12 protein-coding genes are annotated in these 16,637 nt (G+C 77.9%); 6 read left to right on the top strand and 6 right to left on the bottom strand.

Translation table 11 applies throughout. The features are described 5' to 3' along the window. The first annotated feature begins 169 nt into the window (after positions 1-169). Positions 170-2,575 (top strand): phosphatase PAP2 family protein, encoded by a 2,406-nt coding sequence (locus tag ACI79L_RS03025; RefSeq protein ID WP_456935349.1) that lies wholly within the window; start codon positions 170-172, stop codon positions 2,573-2,575. A 73-nt stretch (positions 2,576-2,648) separates the two neighbouring features. Next, on the top strand, positions 2,649-4,178 hold the full coding sequence (locus ACI79L_RS03020; RefSeq protein WP_456935348.1) for a DUF222 domain-containing protein: 1,530 nt from the start codon (positions 2,649-2,651) through the stop codon (positions 4,176-4,178). Positions 4,179-4,269: 91 nt separating this feature from the next. On the opposite strand, the gene ACI79L_RS03015 is transcribed toward ACI79L_RS03020, so the two are convergent. Both ACI79L_RS03015 and ACI79L_RS03010 read right to left on the bottom strand, forming a co-directional pair. Further along, a complete protein-coding gene (locus ACI79L_RS03015; RefSeq protein WP_456935347.1) occupies positions 4,270-4,569 on the bottom strand; it encodes a hypothetical protein in 300 nt (99 codons plus the stop codon). Between the two features lie 238 nt (positions 4,570-4,807). Further along, positions 4,808-5,788 carry a universal stress protein gene (locus ACI79L_RS03010; RefSeq protein WP_456935346.1) on the bottom strand — a complete coding sequence of 327 codons (981 nt, stop codon included), beginning with the start codon at positions 5,786-5,788 and terminating at the stop codon, positions 4,808-4,810. A gap of 187 nt (positions 5,789-5,975) precedes the next feature. Between ACI79L_RS03010 and ACI79L_RS03005 the strand changes: the two genes are divergently transcribed. Beyond that, complete coding sequence (locus ACI79L_RS03005) at positions 5,976-6,647, top strand: SRPBCC family protein (RefSeq protein WP_456935345.1); 672 nt, start codon at positions 5,976-5,978, stop codon at positions 6,645-6,647. Next, a complete protein-coding gene (locus tag ACI79L_RS03000) occupies positions 6,644-7,285 on the top strand; it encodes a CPBP family intramembrane glutamic endopeptidase (RefSeq protein ID WP_456935344.1) in 642 nt (213 codons plus the stop codon). Before ACI79L_RS03005 ends, ACI79L_RS03000 begins: the two co-directional genes overlap by 4 nt. A 203-nt stretch (positions 7,286-7,488) precedes the next feature. On the opposite strand, the gene ACI79L_RS02995 is transcribed toward ACI79L_RS03000, so the two are convergent. The 3 genes from ACI79L_RS02995 to ACI79L_RS02985 are packed head-to-tail and all read right to left on the bottom strand — an operon-like array spanning position 7,489 to position 9,885. Next, entirely contained in the window at positions 7,489-8,163 is a 675-nt protein-coding gene (locus ACI79L_RS02995) for a hypothetical protein (protein WP_456935343.1), read from the bottom strand. A gap of 5 nt (positions 8,164-8,168) precedes the next feature. Then, complete coding sequence (locus ACI79L_RS02990; protein WP_456935342.1) at positions 8,169-8,987, bottom strand: DUF6544 family protein; 819 nt, start codon at positions 8,985-8,987, stop codon at positions 8,169-8,171. Continuing rightward, entirely contained in the window at positions 8,968-9,885 is a 918-nt protein-coding gene (locus ACI79L_RS02985; RefSeq protein ID WP_456935341.1) for a hypothetical protein, read from the bottom strand. The genes ACI79L_RS02990 and ACI79L_RS02985 overlap by 20 nt, the downstream gene beginning before the upstream one ends. A 181-nt stretch (positions 9,886-10,066) precedes the next feature. On the opposite strand from ACI79L_RS02985, the gene ACI79L_RS02980 reads away from it, so the two are divergent. Both ACI79L_RS02980 and ACI79L_RS02975 read left to right on the top strand, forming a co-directional pair. After that, complete coding sequence (locus ACI79L_RS02980; RefSeq protein ID WP_456935340.1) at positions 10,067-12,478, top strand: phosphoketolase family protein; 2,412 nt, start codon at positions 10,067-10,069, stop codon at positions 12,476-12,478. 73 nt (positions 12,479-12,551) lie between these two features. After that, entirely contained in the window at positions 12,552-14,051 is a 1,500-nt protein-coding gene (locus ACI79L_RS02975) for a DUF222 domain-containing protein (protein ID WP_456935339.1), read from the top strand. A 48-nt stretch (positions 14,052-14,099) separates the two neighbouring features. On the opposite strand, the gene ACI79L_RS02970 is transcribed toward ACI79L_RS02975, so the two are convergent. Then, on the bottom strand, positions 14,100-16,634 hold the full coding sequence (locus ACI79L_RS02970; RefSeq protein ID WP_456935338.1) for a cation-translocating P-type ATPase: 2,535 nt from the start codon (positions 16,632-16,634) through the stop codon (positions 14,100-14,102). Positions 16,635-16,637 lie beyond the last annotated feature (3 nt).

The following is a 16,637-nucleotide window of genomic DNA, read 5'->3' as shown; positions in this document are numbered from 1 at the left end:
GCGTGCGGTCCCGCCCGCCGGTGCCCCTCGAGCACAGCTGCCCCCCGTGTGGTCTCGATCACCGGTCCAGGCTCGCGTCCCAGGTCCCTGCTGCGCGTGGGCCCGGCGGCACGACCGGCAGGGCCGGAGGACCCTGCCCGGCTGCGCGCGTCCGGGCTGCACTGGCCTGGTGACCGTCCGCACCGCGCTCGACAAGGCGACCGCCTCCGCTCCCCGCCGTCCCGCCGCCGGCGGGCGAGCACGCCCGGAGCGCCTGACGACCGACCTGGTCCGCGTGGCGCTCGGCCTGGTAGTCCTGGGTACCGGCGTGCTGATCGCCCAGAGAGGCCAGCTGTCCGCCCTCGAGCGGGACCTGTTCCGGCTGTTCAACGACCTCCCGGCCGGCATCCTGCCGGCCGTCTGGGTGGTCATGCAGCTGGGCAACGTGCTCGCCGTCCCGGCGCTCGCGCTCGTCGCCGCCCTGACCCGCCGCTTCCGGGCGGCGCGCGACCTTCTGCTGTCCGGCCTGCTCGCCTACGTGTCGGCCGACCTCGTGAAGTCGCTGGTCGGCCGGGAGCGGCCCGCGGGCCTGCCGGTCGGTTCGGTGCTGCACGAGGGCCCGATCGGCGGGGCGGGCTTCGTCTCCGGCCACTCGGCCGTCGCCGCGGCCCTCGCCACCGCCGCCGCCCCGTACCTGACGCGGCGGGGACGCCGCGTCGCGTGGGCGCTGGCGTGGTCGGTCGCGCTCGCCCGCGTGTACGTGGGCGCCCACCTGCCCCTCGACGTCGTCGGGGGCGTGGCGCTGGGCTGGGCGATCGGCTCGCTCGTGCACTGGGTGTTCGGGGTGCCGTCGCGGGAGGTGCCGCCCGGCCGGGTCGAGGCCGTGCTGCGGCGCTTCGGGCTGCCGGTCACCGAGGTGGTGCCGGCCGCGGTGCGGGCGCGCAGCTCGCAGCCGTTCACGGCGGTCGACGACGGCGGCCGGCGGCTGTACGTGAAGTACCTCGAGCCCGACCGGCACGAGCGCGACCGGCTGCACCGGATGTGGCGGGTGTTCGCCGTCGGCGACGTGAAGGACGCCGACGCGCTGGCCCCGCTGGGGCACCAGGCGGAACACGAGGCGGTGGCCGCCCTGACCGTCGAGCGGCGCGGTGTGCGGGTGCCGTCGGTGCTGCTGGCCCGCGGCGGGTCCGGGGACGCCGTCGTCGTGCAGGAGTACGTCGAGGGCCGCCCGCTCGACGAGCTGGACCCGGCGGAGCGGACCCCCGGCCTGCTGCGCGAGGTGTGGAGCGAGGTGGCCCGGATGCACGCCGCGAACGTGGCGCACCGCGACCTCGTGGCCGCCAGCGTGCTGGTCGACCCGGCGGGCCGGCCGTGGCTGGTCGACTTCGGCAACGCCCGGACCGGCGCCACCGACGACGAGGAGGCCGTCGACGTCGCCGAGCTGCTGGCCTCGCTGGTTGCCGCGCCCGCGACTTCCTGCGACCCGGTTGCGCTGGTGGCCGCGGCGGTCGACGTCCTCGGGGAGCCGGCCGTCGCGGCGGCGCTGCCGTCGCTGACGCCGCTGGCGCTGTCGTCGGAGACCCGGGAGCGGCTGCGCGCCGAGCCGTCCCGCCTGGCCGCCCTGCGGGCCGCCGTCCACGCCCGGCTGGACCTCCCGGACCCCGACCGCCCGGTGTTCCCGCCCGCGGGAACGGTGGCGCGGGTGCTGGTGACCCTCGGCTGCGCGGTCGCGTTCGCCGGACCGGTGGTCGTCGCCGGGGTCGCCGCCACGGTCGACAGCGTGGGGGCCCAGGGGTGGCGGTGGCTGGGCGGGGCCGTGCTGCTGGCCGCCGCGGCGGCCCTGGCCCGCGCGACCGCCGTCGCCCGGGCCGCCGACCGGCGGGTGTCGGTGGGCCGGGCGCTCGTCGTCACGCTGGTCGCCCGGAACGTGGGACTGGTCCACGGCCGGGAAGGCGAGCGGCGCGCCCGCGCCCGGCTGTTCGAGCGGGCCGGGCTGCTGCCGGCGACCGCACACGCGGCGACCGTGCGGTTCGCGCTGGCCGGTCTGATCGGGGCGGCCGTCGCGGCGGCCGCGATCGTCGCCCTCGCCGCCGTGGACGGCTCGATCCCGGACTGGCGGTCCCCGTCCGCCGTCCTCCCCGCGGCCGCCGCCGGCCTGGCCGCCTGGGTGCTGGCGGGTGCCGGACAGCTGACGGCCCGTCGCGGCACCGACGAGCCGGTCCCGCCCGCCGCTGCGCGCCGCCCGGTCCCGCGGCAGCAGCAGGCGGCCATCCTGGGCTGGGTCGCGCTCGCCGTCGCGCTCGAGGCCGCGGTCCTCTCGGCCGCGGTCGAGGCGGCCGGCGGCGGGGTGCCCGTGCTCGCCGTCGCCGGCGGCTACGCCGTCCTCCGCCTGGTGTGGATCGCGCTGCCCCCGTCCGCCCTGCCCGGCGCGCCCGAGGCCATGCTGCTCCTGGTGCTCGGCGCGCTCGGGACGTCCGTGGCCGCCGCGTGCGCCGCCGTCCTCGTCACCCGGTCGCTGACCGTCTGGATCCCCTCCGCCGTCGGGGTCGCGATGGACCGGCGCTCCCACCCGGCCACCGTCCGCGCGTCGGTCTGACCGGCCGGACCGTCAGCGACCTGACGCCGCTGACCTGCGGGAACTGTCGTACCCCGGTCGTAGCGTGCGGGGTGTGCAGGAGGTCGCCGGGGACGTGTCGCCGCTGGAGCGCGCGCTCGCCGGCTGGCTGCTCCAGCGGCCGGTGTCGATCCCCCGGCTGCCGGTGGCGCTGCTGTCGCGGGAGCAGAAGGCCGCCGAGCTGGCGCGCGTCGCGGCCATGGAGGCGATGACCGCCGCGTACAAGGCCGAACTCGTGCTCGGCCTGGCCGACGACTCCCCCGATGACGACGACCCCGCATGGGGCAGCCCCGGCGCCCGCTCCGGGACCTGGCAGCCGGATCCCGAACTACCCGGGGTCTCCGAGTTCTTCACCGCCGAGCTCGCGGTGGTCCTCAACGTCGGCCGCGGCACCGCCTCGCACCTGGCGCACCGCGCCTGGACCTACCGCTCGCACCTGCCCGCGACGTGGGCGGCGCTGGCCGCCGGCACCCTCGACGAGGCGCGTGCCAGGGCGCTGGTCGACGTGCTCGAGCACACCGGCCCGGTGACCGCCCGGATGATCGAGGCGCGGCTGCTGCCCGAGGCCACGAGCCTGACGGTCGGCAAGCTGAAGAAGAAGGCGCTGGCGCTGCTGCATGCCGCCGACGCCGACGCCATCGACGCCCGCCGCACGCAGGCCGAACGGCACGCCGACGTGCGGCTGTTCGACGGCCCGTTCGACGGCATGGCCACCCTCGCCGCCGACCTCCCGGCCGACGTCGCCGCCGCCTGCCACGCCGTCGTCGACGCCCTCGCCCGGATGCTCAAGGCCGACGGCGACCCCCGCCCGATCGGGCAGCTGCGCACCCTGGTCTACGCCGATCTGCTGCAGCGCCCGTGGGAGACCGGCCACCCGCCGGTCACCGCGCACCTGCAGGTCATCGCCACCCTCAGCGCGCTGGCCGGGCGCAGCGCCGAGGCCGGTGCGGTGAACGGGTTGCCGATCACCGCCGCCCACCTCCGCGAACTGCTCATCCGGCTCGACGCCCTGGGCCTGCGCGTTCCGGAGGGCGGATCAGTGACCCTCGCCCTGGTCGACGACGACGGCACCCTCCGCGCCACCACCACCCTCGACCAGCTCCGCCGCCTGGCCGGCCGCGGCTGCCCCGACCACCCGGCCGACGCTGACGTCGAGCAGTCGGCTGGCGCCGGCGACGACTGCGAGTGCGCGGTGCTCGACCGGCCGGCCGAGACGGAGAGCTACGCGCCCTCCGCGCCGCAGCAGCGGTTCGTGCACACCCGCGACCGCACCTGCCGGTTCCCCACCTGTGGTCAGCGCGTCGGGTGGGCCGACGCCGACCACGTCATCCCCCACGCCCACGGCGGCCCCACCGACTGCGCCAACCTCTGCTGCCTGTGCCGCAGCCACCACCGCGTGAAGACCTTCGCCCGCGGCTGGCGCTTCCACATGACCGCCGACGGCACCCTCACCGTCACCACGCCCTCGGGGATCACCAGGACGACCCGGCCACCCGGGATGAGCCCGCCACCGGCGGAACCCGACCCGCCACCCGACACGGCACCACCACCGCCCGGCCCGGGCGACGACCCGCCGCCGTTCTGAGACACCCGTCCGCGGGGCGTCGGCTCACCACCGGACGAGGTGAGCCGACGCCCGGGACGGTCGTGCCTGCGCGCCCCGGCTGCGAGCGGGGTCAGGTCGCGAGCCGTCCGGCGCCGTTGCCGGCCGCGTCCGCCTCGACCGGGCTCGCCTCGGCCGCGCCCGGCGTCGTCGGCAGTCCCGAGGTGCGGCCGACCACGAACTCGTCGATCTCGAGCCGCGCCACGCGCACGGTGCGCAGGTCCGTGCGCGCCACGGCCACCCGTCCCGCGGCCAGGCGTCCCACGGTGAGCGAGCCGACCGCGAGGCCACCCACCGCCGCCGAGCCGAGGGCCACCGCGCCGACCGCCAGCGCGCGCACCGCCAAGGCCCGCACCGCCACGGGGCCGATCACGCGCCCACGGGCCGCCCGCCCGCCGGCCCGGCGTCCGCGGGCCGCGTAGCGACCGGCCCGGCGTCCGCGGGCCGCCTGCCCACCGACCACCCCTCGGCGCACCCGCGTCATCTCTCGCGTCTGCATGGCTGCTCCCTCCGTCGCACGGATCCGCCCCGGACCCTGCACCCCCGGGCCGGGGAGGCGGAGGGGCGCAAGGCCCCGGGGACGGTGGGACCAAGGGCACGGGCGACGACGGTCAGACCGACGGCTCCGGCACCGCCCCCGTGACGGCGGGCTCCGTGACGGCCGCCCGCTGCGGGACCGGCTCGGGGTGCACCACCATGACCGGGCAGGGCGCGTGCACCGCGCAGTGCAGGGCCACCGAGCCGAGGACCATCCCGGCGACCCGGCTGCGGCTGCGGCTGCCGACGACGAGCAGCGCGGCGCCGTCCGCGTGCTGCACCAACGCGTCCCCCGGGGACCCCTGCACCACCCGGATGTCGGTGCCCGCCACCGACCCGAGCACGTCGGCGACGAACGCCGTGACACGGCCGCGGGCGTGCTCCTCGGTCTCGGAGACCGGCGGCGCGGTGATCGCGTACAGGTCGCTCCAGTAGGCCGCCGGCTGGTAGGCGGCGACCACCTCGAGCCGCGCGCCGAGGCGCCCGGCCTCCTCCGCGGCGCGGGCGAGGGCGGCACGGGACGTCGCCGAGTCGTCCACGCCGACGACGACGCGCGGCGGGGGCTCGACCGCGCCCGGGTGCACGACGACGACCGGGCACGGCGCGTGGGCGACGCAGTGCAGGGCCACCGAGCCCAGCAGCGTGCTGCGGACGCCGCCCCGGCCGCGGCTGCCGAGCACGAGGAGGTCCGCGCCCTCCGCCAGGGCGACCAGGTGCTCGGACGGCGCACCCGCGGCCACCACGACGTCGGCCTGCACCTCGGCGGTGCCGGGCACGGCCGCCACGGCCGGGTCGCGGCGGACCTCCTCCACCAGCGCGCGGGCCCGCTCCTCGGTGTCCGTGCGGATGGCGTCCAGCCGCCGGGTGTCGAGCAGGAACGGGTCGGTCCAGTAGAAGTCGACCGGGTAGGCGCTGGCCACCTCGAGCCGCGCCCCGGTGCGGGCGGCCACCGCCAGGCCCCAGCCGAGCGCGGTGCGCGCCCCCGGCGAGCCGTCCACGCCGACGACCACGCGGCCCGGCCTCGTCGCGTCGCTGGTCCCCTGCTGTGTCGTCACCGGTCCGCCTCCGCTCCCTGCCCGGTCACGCGCCGGGCCCGTTCCGACCCTGCGCCGTCCGCCCGCGGGAGGCCGCGGGCCGACGTCCCCGCGTCCGGGGACCTTCGTCCCGGCCGGGTCCACCGGCCCTGCCGGACGACGCCGACGGGCCCTGACCGCGGCGGCGGCAGCGGTCGACGCTGGCCGCGTGACCTCGCTGCTGCCCCCTCGCCCGCGTCCCTCCCGGCCGACCGCCGCCGACCTGGCCCGGGAGGTGCGCGACGTCGTCACCGACCTGCCCCTCTTCGTCGCCGCTCCCCTGCTGCGCCCGTGGCACCGGCACTGGGGCGCCACCGCGGCGGAGGTGGCCGCGCCGATGCCCGGGGACGACCTGGAGCCCCGGGCGCAGTACCGCTGCACGCGGGCCATCACCGTCGCCGCGCCGCCGGAGGAGGTGTGGCCCTGGCTGGTGCAGGTCGGGTGCCTGCGCGCCGGCTGGTACGCCGACGACCTCCTCGACCACCTCGGCCACCCGAGCGCGCGGCAGGTCGTGCCGGAGCTGCAGGACCTGCACCGGGGCCTGTGGCTGCCGATGTCGCCGCGCCCCACCGAGCGGACGGCGTTCGTCGTCGAGTCGTTCGACGCTCCCCGGGAGATGCTCTGGCGGACGCCGACGAGCACCTGGTCCTGGCGGCTGGTCCCGCTGGAGGGCGGGCGCACGCGCCTGGTGACCCGGTTGCGGACCCGCTACGACTGGCACCGGCCGGACACCGTCGTCGGCGTCCTGCTCATGGAGCTGGGCGACTTCCCGATGATGCGGCGGATGCTGCGCGGCATCCGCGACCGGGCGGAGGCCGGGCACCACCCGGACCCCCGGTGAGGACGGGGCAGGCGCTGCGCCGCACCGCCACGCTGGCGGTGCCGGTGGCGGTGCCGTCGACGATGGCGGCCGTCTTCTCGGTCCTGCGCCGCCGGCTGCCGCCGCGCGCGGCCTACGCCGCCGGGTTCGCCGTGTACTGGATCGGCTGGTGCGGCGCCTTCCCGCTCTGGGTGCTCGGCCCCCGTGGCGCCGTCCGTGCCCTGCGCAGCGGCCGGCGTCCCGGACCGCTCGGCGTCGCCCTCCTCGCGGTCCCCGTGGCCGGTGCGGTGGGCGCCGAGCTGTGGCCGCACCGGCACCTCGTCGACCGGGAGGTGGCGGCGGTCATGGTCACGACGGCGACGGTCAACGCCATCGGCGAGGAGCTGCTGTGGCGGGGGACGTTCCTGGGCGTCGTCCGGGACGACGTCGTCCGCGGTGCCCTGTGGCCGCTGGCCGGCTTCACCCTCTGGCACCTGGCACCCCAGCTGGTCCACCCCTCCGCCCGGGGACGGCTGCCCTTCCTCGCCGGCGCCGGGGTGGTCGGCGCCGTCTCGACCGCCGTCGCGTGGCGGACCGGCGGCCTGCGCGGCGTCGTGCTGCCGCACCTGCTCACCGACGCCTGCGGCGTGCGCGCCGCCCGCGTCTGGCTCGGCCGCTGAGGCGCCCGGGGCTCAGACCGTGCCGCCGCTCCCGGGTGGGCCGAAGGCGGCCGGCGGCACGTCCCACGGGCCCCTCAGGCGGCCGCAGCGACGGCACACCTGCTGGTCAGGGCCCTCGGAGCGCTCGTCGGGCGGGTGGCGGCGCGTCCAGTCGTGCAGGCCCACCAGGCAGGTGAGGGGCTTGCGGCGCCCCCGGGGCGTCGTCACGGCGCAGCCGTGCCCTCCCCGGCGGGCAGTGCCGCGACGGGACGGTGCGAGCGGCGCTCGGCCCGGTCGCGGATGCCGTGCAGCATCCGCCGGGTCATCACCAGTGTCACCGGCTCCATCACCCGCCCGGCGAGCCGGGCGCCCAGCCGGGGGTCGACCACCGTGCGGGACCGGGCCAGCAGCCGGCAGCCGCCCGCCGCCTCCCGCACCACGTGGAAGGACCACACGCCGTCCCAGGGGTGCTCCGGCGGCGCCTGGCGCAGCACCAGCGCCCGCGGCGGGTCGACCCGCGCCACCCGGAAGGCGTAGCCGTCCCGCAGCGGCCCCCAGCCCTCGGGGACGACGACGACCCGGTCGCCGACGGCGAGGTGCTGCCACTCCTCGCGGACCTCGTCGGCGCTGTGGATGTCCAGGCCGACCAGGTTCTCGAGCCAGTCGTAGCTGTACATGCCGCCGCGGCCCTGCCCCATCTGGACCAGCCACGCCCAGACCTCCTCGGCGGGCGCGGCGACGGACACCCCCAGGGTGGTCTGCTCGGCCGGCTCCGGGACGAGCTCGTCGCCGGGCAGGACGCCGGCCACCTCGCCGGGCCTGGCACCCCAGTCGCGGTGGCGGTGCACGTGGTCCAGGCCGGCGGCCCCGGCGGCGGCCAGCAGGAGGCCGCGCAGCACGGCCCTCACCTCCCCGGCAGGAGATCGAGGTCGAGGTCGGCGAGGGCCATCTCGCCGTAGCGGTCGTCCCCCTCGGGCAGGTGCCAGACGGCCGAGACCGCGGTCGGGGCGGGCCGGCCGCCCCGGACCGTCCACCCGGCCACCGGGGTGCTCCACGGCGTCCGCACCGGACCGCCGGGCAGGTCCGCCCAGCGGTCCCCGGTCCAGAAGTCCAGGGGCCGGCCCGAGCCGTCGAGGGCCACCACCGCGCTGACGGTGCGCCCGGCGTCGGTCACCGAGACGGCGAACCGGTCCTCGCCGCGGTCCTCCCACCCGGTGCGGGGGTGCAGCAGCATCGCCGGGGCCAGCAGGACGGCGTCGTTCAGCCAGGTGACGAGCTCCCCGGCGTCGAACGCCGGCCCCGACCCGTCGGCCACGGTCACCAGGCCGAGCGCCTTGCCGAGCATCCGCCCGTGGCCCGCGCGATAGGTGTCCCAGCCCCACATCGGCAGGACACCGCCGACCAGCAGCCGCATCCGGTAGAGGCGCGCCACCTCGGCCGCCGTGTTGACCTGCCACGAGTCGGCGGGCATCCACGACCCCCCGGGCCGCAGCCGGAACCTGCCGGTGAAGTGGGCCCGCAACGACCGGGGGCGCGGCCGGCCGAGCACGCCCATCGCCTCCAGGTAGCGGACCGCGGCGGACGGCAGGCCGGCGAGGTCGTCCTCGGTCACCGGCGCGGGATCCACCGGCCCGGCGCGCAGGCCCGCGGCGGCGACCCGCCGGGTGAAGGCGGACGGCGGCCGGGCCGTCGTGCGCGGCCGGTCAGACGTGGACGTGCTCATGCGGCACCTCGCTCGGGGGGACGGGACGGGCGGCGGGCACGGCCCGCAGCAGCCGGGTGAGCAGCCACGCCCCGACGGCGCCGAGGACGCCGAAGCCCGCGATCGGGCCGACGACCTGCGGCGGGGTGAAGGCGACCCCGGCCGCGGCCTGCAGGGCGGTGCTCAGCGCGATCGTGGGCAGCAGCAGCACGATCAGCACCAGCAGGGGGACGGCCAGCAGGTGGCCGCGCGGGTCGCGGCGGCGGACCAGCAGGCCGGCCAGCGCCGCGGCCGGCGCGACGACCGCCAGGTCGAGCGCGGAGGTCACCGGCGTCGTGTAGACGTCGAGCAGCTCCGGCGGCCCGCCGGTCAGCAGCGCGGTCACCAGCGGCGAAGTCCAGACGACGGCGGTCACCGCGGCCGCGGTCAGCAGGAACCGCGACAGGGCGCGGTGCGGCACCCGGGGGTCCGCGGCCAGCGCGCGCAGCGCCACCCGGTCGGTGCCCGCGAGGGCGGACAGGAAGCCGGCCAGCCCCGTCGCCACCAGCGTCACGTAGGCCAGGAACAGGGGGTTGTAGGCGACGCCCAGGGCGTAGTTGGCGTAGACGTAGAGCAGGAAGCCGAGGGCGCCGGTGAGCAGGAGGGACCCCCGCGGCGACCCCTTCCGGTGCTCGAACCAGGCGGTGAGCACCAGCGGCACCCCGAACGCCAGCACGACGGCGTCGACGGCGGTGTTGCCGGCCGCGGTGAAGACGGTGTCGTGGGCGTACAGCCCGCTGCCCGCCAGCTCGGCGGGCTGCCCCCGCGGGGTGACCACCCGCACCGGTTCCCCGGTGGGGCGCCGGACCAGCCCGGTCGCGGCGGTCACGGCGGCGAGGGCCGCGACCAGCCCGGGCAGCCGGCGCAGTCTGGTCGTCACGGTCCGCTCCTCGTCGTCCTGCCGGCGTCCGGACGCCGGGTGCAGGAGGCCGACGCTAGGGAGGCGCGGACCGGGGCGGGTCGGAGCGAAGGGCACCCGGAGTCGGGACCTAGGTCCCCCGCGCCGTCGGCCGGCGGTCCCGAGGATCGGGGGGACCCGCGTCCCTCCGGAGAGGCTCCCCATGACCGCGCTCGACACCCCGGCTCCCGCCTCCGCGGAGGACCTGGCCCTCGACCTGCGCTGGTGGGCGGCGGCCAACCACCTGACCGCCGCGCAGATCTACCTGCGGGCCAACCCGCTGCTGCGCGAGCCGCTGCGGCCCGAGCACGTCAAGCCGCGGCTGCTGGGCCACTGGGGCACGAGCCCGGGCCTGACCATGCTGCACGCGCTGCTCAACCGGCTGATCCGGCGCACCGGGCAGCAGGTCCTGGTGGTCACCGGCCCCGGGCACGGCGGCCCGGCCGTGCTCGCCGGCGCCTACCTCGACGGCACCTACAGCGAGGTCCACCCCGAGGTGTCGCGGGACCTCGCCGGGCTCACCCGGCTGGTGCGGCAGTTCTCCACGCCCGGCGGGGTGAGCAGCCACGCCGGGCCGCACATCCCGGGCAGCATCCACGAGGGCGGGGAGCTGGGGTACGCGCTGCTGCACGCCGCCGGCGCCGCCTTCGACGACCCCGACCTGCTGGTGGCCTGCGTGATCGGCGACGGCGAGGCCGAGACCGGGCCGCTGGCGGCGTCCTGGCGGCTGCCGGCCTTCCTCGACCCGCGCCGCGACGGCGCCGTGCTGCCGGTGCTGCACGTCAACGGCTACAAGATCTCCGGGCCGACCGTCCTCGGCCGCTCGTCCGACGAGGACGTGTGCGGCTACCTGCGCAGCCAGGGCTGGGACCCGGTCGTCGTCGCCGGGGACGACCCGGCCCGCGTCTTCGCCGACCTCGACGCCGCCCTGGCCGACGCGCACGCCCGCATCCGCGCGGTCCAGGACGCCGCCCGCTCCGGGCAGGAGCAGGGGACGCCGCGCTGGCCGGCCGTCGTCCTGCGGACCCCCAAGGGCTGGACCGGGCCGCGCGCGGTCGACGGCGTGCCGGTCGAGGGCACGTGGCGCTCCCACCAGGTGCCGCTGGCCGGCGTGCGGGACAACGCCGAGCACCTCGCCCAGCTGGAGGCGTGGCTGCGGTCCTACCGCGCCGACGAGGACTTCGACGCCGACGGCCGGCTGGTGCCCGAGCTCGCCGCGCTGACCCCGCCCGGGGACCTGCGGATCTCCGCCTCGCCGCGCGCCGGCGGGCCGCGGTTCCGGGTCCGGCCGCTGCCGCTGCCCGCCCTCGCCGACCACGCGCTGCCCGTCCCCTCCCCCGGCGTGCTGCACCACGAGACGACCCGCCCGCTCGGCACGTACCTGCGGGATCTGTTCGTCCGCACCGCCCGGGCCGACGGCGGCGGCGACTTCCGGCTGTTCTCGCCCGACGAGACGGTGAGCAACCGGCTGGGCGCCGTCCTCGAGGTCACCGAGCGCTGCACCCAGCTGCCGGTGCTGCCCGGCGACGAGGCGCTGGGCCCGCACGGGCGGGTCATGGAGGTGCTCAGCGAGCACCTGTGCGAGGGCTGGCTGGAGGGCTACACGCTGACCGGGCGGCACGGCCTGTTCGCGACCTACGAGGCGTTCGCGATGGTCAGCGCCTCGATGGTCGTGCAGCACGCGAAGTGGCTGCAGCAGTCGGCGCTGGAGCCCGGCCGCCCGCCGGTGCCCTCGCTCAACGTGCTGCTGACCAGCACGACGTGGCGCAACGACCACAACGGCTTCTCCCACCAGGGGCCCGGCCTCATCGACACCGTCGCGCCGCTGGCGCCCGAGGTCACCCGCATCTGGTTCCCGCCGGACGCCAACAGCACGCTGGTCGTCGCCGAGGAGTGCCTGACCAGCCGGAACCGGGTGAACCTGGTCGTCGTCGACAAGCAGCGGCACCTGCAGTACCTCGACCTGGAGCAGGCGCGGACGCTCGTCTCCGCCGGCGGCGCGGTGTGGGAGTGGGCCGGCACCGAGGAGCCCGACCGGGCCCGCACCGACCTGCCCGACGTCGTCCTCTGCGCCATCGGTGACGTGCCGACGCAGGAGGTCCTGGCCGCCGCCCAGCTGCTGCGCGAGCACGTGCCGCACCTGCGGGTGCGCGTGGTGAACGTGGTGGACCTGCTCGGCCTGCTCCCGCCCGGCGAGCACCCCGCGGCCCTCACCTCCCAGCGGTTCGCCGACCTGTTCACCGACACCGTCGACGTCGTCGTCGCCTTCCACGGCCACCCGCGGGCGATCCACCCGCTGCTGCACGGCCGGCCCGACATCGACCGGTTCCACGTCCGCGGCTTCACCGAGCACGGCACCACGACGACGCCGTTCGACATGGTCGTGCTCAACCGCATGAGCCGCTACGACCTCGTGCTCGAGGCGCTGCGCCGCTCGCGCCGGGTGCCCGAGGGCGGCGACACGCTCGCCCGGCTGTGCCACGAGCAGCTGCGCCGGCACCGCGAGTACGTCGTCGAGGCGCTCGAGGACCTGCCCGAGGTGCGCGACTGGACCTGGTCCCCCGGCCCGGGCTGACCGGCGGACACGATTCTCCTCCGACGCGTCTGACCTGCGGGAACTGTCGTACCCCGGTCGTAGCGTGCGGGGTGTGGAGGAGGTCGCCGGCTACGTCTCGCCGGTCGAGCGCGCGCTCGCCGGCTGGCTGCTCCAGCGGCCGGTGTCGATCCCCCGGCTGCCGGTGGCGCTGCTGTCGCGGGAGCAGAAGGCCGCCGAACTGGCGCGCGTCGCGGCGATGGAGGCGATGACCGCCGCGTACAAGGCCGAACTCGTGCTCGGCCTGGCCGACGACTCCCCCGATGACGGCGACCTCGCACCCGGCACGCCCGGTGCGAGGGGTGGTTCGTGGGCGCCGGATCCCGAGCTGCCCGGGGTGTCGGAGTTCTTCACCGCCGAGCTCGCGCTGATCCTGAACACCGGCCGCGGCACCGCCTCCCACCTGGCGCACCGCGCCTGGACCTACCGCAGCCACCTGCCCGCGACCTGGGCGGCGCTGGCCGCCGGCACGCTGGACGAGGCGCGTGCCAAGGCGCTGGTCGACGTGCTCGAGCACACCACCGCGGCCACCGCCCGCCGCCTGGAGTCCCAGCTCCTGCCGGAGGCCACCGACCTGACCGTGCGCAGATTGAAGGCCCGCGCGCTGGCACTGCTGCAGGAGGCCGACGCCGACGCCATCGACGGCCGCCGCACGCAGGCCGAACGGCACGCCGACGTGCGGCTCTACGACTGCCCGTTCGACGGCATGGCCACCCTCGCCGCCGACCTGCCCGCCGACGTCGCCGCCGCCGGCTACGCCGTCGTCGATGCGCTGGCCCGGATGCTGAAGGCCGACGGGGATCCCCGCCCGATCGGGCAGCTGCGCACCCTGGTCTACGCCGACCTGCTGCAGCGCCCGTGGGAGACCGGCCGGCCATCAGTGACGGCCCATCTGCAGGTCATCGCCACCCTCAGCGCCCTGACCGGCCGCTCCCAGGAAGCCGGCCAGGTCAACGGGCTGCCGATCACCGCCGCCCACCTCCGCGAACTGCTCATCCGGCTCGACGCCCTGGGGCTGCGGGTGCCGGGGGGTGGCTCGGTGACCCTCGCCCTGGTCGACGACGACGGCACGCTGCGCGCCACCACCACCCTCGACCAGCTCCGCCGGCTCGCCGGACGCGGCTGCCCCGACCACTCGGACACCGACTGTGACTGCGCGGTGCTGGGCCGGCCCGAGCCGACCGACCGCTACGCGCCCTCCGCGCCGCAGCAGCGGTTCGTGCACACCCGCGACCGCACCTGCCGCTTCCCCACCTGCGGCCAGCGCGTCGGGTGGGCCGACGCCGACCACGTCATCCCCCACGCCCACGGCGGCCCCACCAACTGCGCCAACCTGTGCTGCCTGTGCCGCAGCCACCACCGCCTCAAGACCCTCGCCAAGGGGTGGCGCTTCCAGATGACCCCGGATGGGGTGCTGACGGTGACGACCCCCTCGGGCATCACCCGGACGACCCGGCCATCCGGGATGCGGCCACCACCGGCCGAACCCGACCCACCGCCGGACGCCGCCGGGCCGGACCCCGTCGACCCGAGCGCAGACCCGCCACCGTTCTGAGCCCCGCCCGAGGCCGGACCGGTGACGCGGCGGGGTGCCCGCCCGCGGTCAGTCCCGGCGCCCGAGGAGGCGGAGACCCAGCACGGCGAGGACCGGCACGAGCGCGCCGGCGAGGGCCGCGGCGACCTCGGGCAGGGCGAGCGCCTCGGTGCCCAGGAGCTGCTGCAGCGGCGGCGCGTACACGGCCGCCACCAGCAGCACCGCGCTGCCCGCGACCGCCACCGGCAGCCAGCGGCCCGCGCGGCCGGACCGCCAGGCCCCGGCCGGCCGCGTCACCAGGGCGACGGCCAGCTGCCCGGCGGTCAGGCAGACGAACAGCTCGGTCTGCCACGGGCCACCGCCGGCGCGCGCGACCACGGCCACCAGCAGGCTGCTCGCCGCCACCGCCGCCCCGACGACGGCCACCCGGACGCCCAGCACCCGGTCGAGCACCCCCGCCGACGGCCGGCGCGGCGGGCGGGCGAGCACGTCGGGCGCGGCCGGCTCGCTGCCCATGGCCACCCCGACCGGGCCGTGGGTGAGCAGGTTGACCCACAGCACCTGGGCCGGCAGCAGCGGCAGCGCGAGGCCGACGAACGGGCCGAGCAGCATGACCAGCACCTCGCCGAGCCCGCCGGCCAGCCCGAAGCCCACGAAGCGGCGCACGTCGTCGTAGACCCGCCGTCCCTCGGCGACGGCCGCCGTGACCGTGGCCAGGCTGTCGTCGGCGAGCACGAGGTCGGCGGCCTGCTTGGCGACCTCGGTGCCCCGCCGGCCCATGGCGACGCCGATGTCGGCCGCCCGCAGCGCCGGCGCGTCGTTGACGCCGTCGCCGGTCATGGCCACCACGTGGCCCTCGGCCTGCCACCCGGTGACGTGCCGCAGCTTCCCCTCGGGCTCGACCCGGGCGAGCACGGCGGTCCCGGCCGGGTGGGCGTCGTCGACCAGCCCGACCGCGCGGGCGACCGCCTCCGCGGTGCCGGCGTGGTCCCCGGTCACCAGCACGGGGCGGATGCCGGCGCGGTGGCAGGACGCGATCGCGGCCGCCGCCTCCGGGCGGACCGGGTCGGCGAGGGCCACCAGCCCCAGGTGGACACCGTCCCGCGCGACCGCCAGCAGCCGGGCGCCCTCCGCCGCCCACGCCGCCGCCACCTCGTGGGCGGCCGCGGCGCCGGGCAGGCCGGGCAGCACCGCCTCCGGCGCGCCCTTGACCACCACCGTGGTCCCGCCGCCGGGCGTGCGGTGCGTGGTGGTCATCCGGCGGGTGACCGCGTCGAAGGGCTCCTCCGCCAGCCGCGGGTGCGCCGCGCGGACCGCCGCGACGTCGACCCCGGCGGCCACCGCCGCGCGGACCAGGGCGGTCTCGGTGTCCGCGGTCCCCGCGGTGCCCGCCGCACCGGCGCCGGTCGGGTCGGCGTCGTTGCACAGGGCGGCGGCCTCCAGCAGCGCGCGGACCGACCGCGGCAGCGGGCCGCCGGGGAGCGGGCACGGCCCGTCGGCCGGGGTCCAGACCCGCTCGGCCACCATCGCCCCGGCGGTGAGGGTGCCGGTCTTGTCCGTGGCCAGCAGGGTGACCGAGCCGAGGGTCTCGACGGCGGGCAGCGACCGCACCACCGCGCCCCGCCGGCTCATGCGCGTCGCCCCGCCGGCCAGGGCCAGCGCCACGACGGCGGGCAGCGACTCCGGCACCGCGGCGACGGCCAGCGCGACCGCCGCGACGACCGTCGTCTCCCACGGCTGGCCGCGGAGCAGCCCCGAGGCCACGAACAGCAGGCAGGCGACGGCCACCGCCAGCGAGATCTGCCGGCCCAGCCGGGACAGCCGCCGCTGCAGCGGGGTCAGCGGCGACCGGCGGTCGACGAGGGCGGCGACCCGGCCGACCGCGCTCGCCGCCCCCGTGGCGACGACGACGGCCTCGCCGGTGCCGCGGACGACGGTCGTGCCGGCGTGCACCATCCCCGACCGGTCCCCCAGCGGGGCGTCGGCGGGCGAGACGGCGTCGGCGGTCCGGTCCGCCGGCAGCGACTCCCCGGTCAGCGGGGACTCGTCGACCTGCAGCCGGGTGCTCCGCAGCAGGCGCGCGTCGGCGCCGACGACGTCCCCCGCGGCCAGCCGCAGCACGTCCCCGCGCACGAGGTCCCGGGTCGGCACCCACACGTCCCGCCCGCCGCGCACCACCCGGGCCGACGGCGCGACCAGCTCCGACAGCGCGGCCACCGCGCGCAGCGCCCGCCGCTCCTGCACCACCCCGAGGGTGGTGTTGACGACGACCACCAGCCCGATGACCGCCGTGTCGACGAGGTCGCCGACGGCCGCGGTCAGCACCGCGGCGGCGAGCAGGACCAGGATCAGCGTGTCGCGCAGCTGGGCGAGCACCGAGCGCAGCAGGGACACCGGCGGCTCGGCCGCCACCTCGTTGGGCCCGTCGGCGCCCAGCCGCGCCGCCGCCTCCGCGTCGGGCAGGCCGGTCGCCGGGTCGACGCCGGCGCGGGCGGCGACCTCCTCCGCCGGCAGGGTCCACGGCCCGGGACCGTCCCAGCCGGAGCCGGTCGCGGGGGGCCGCGTGCGGGTGGGGGCCGCCGCGGCCGGCGTCGGGGTCCTCACCGG

The organism is Geodermatophilus sp. SYSU D00684 (assembly GCF_054050455.1).
This window is presented reverse-complemented; position numbering and strand designations above follow the sequence as displayed.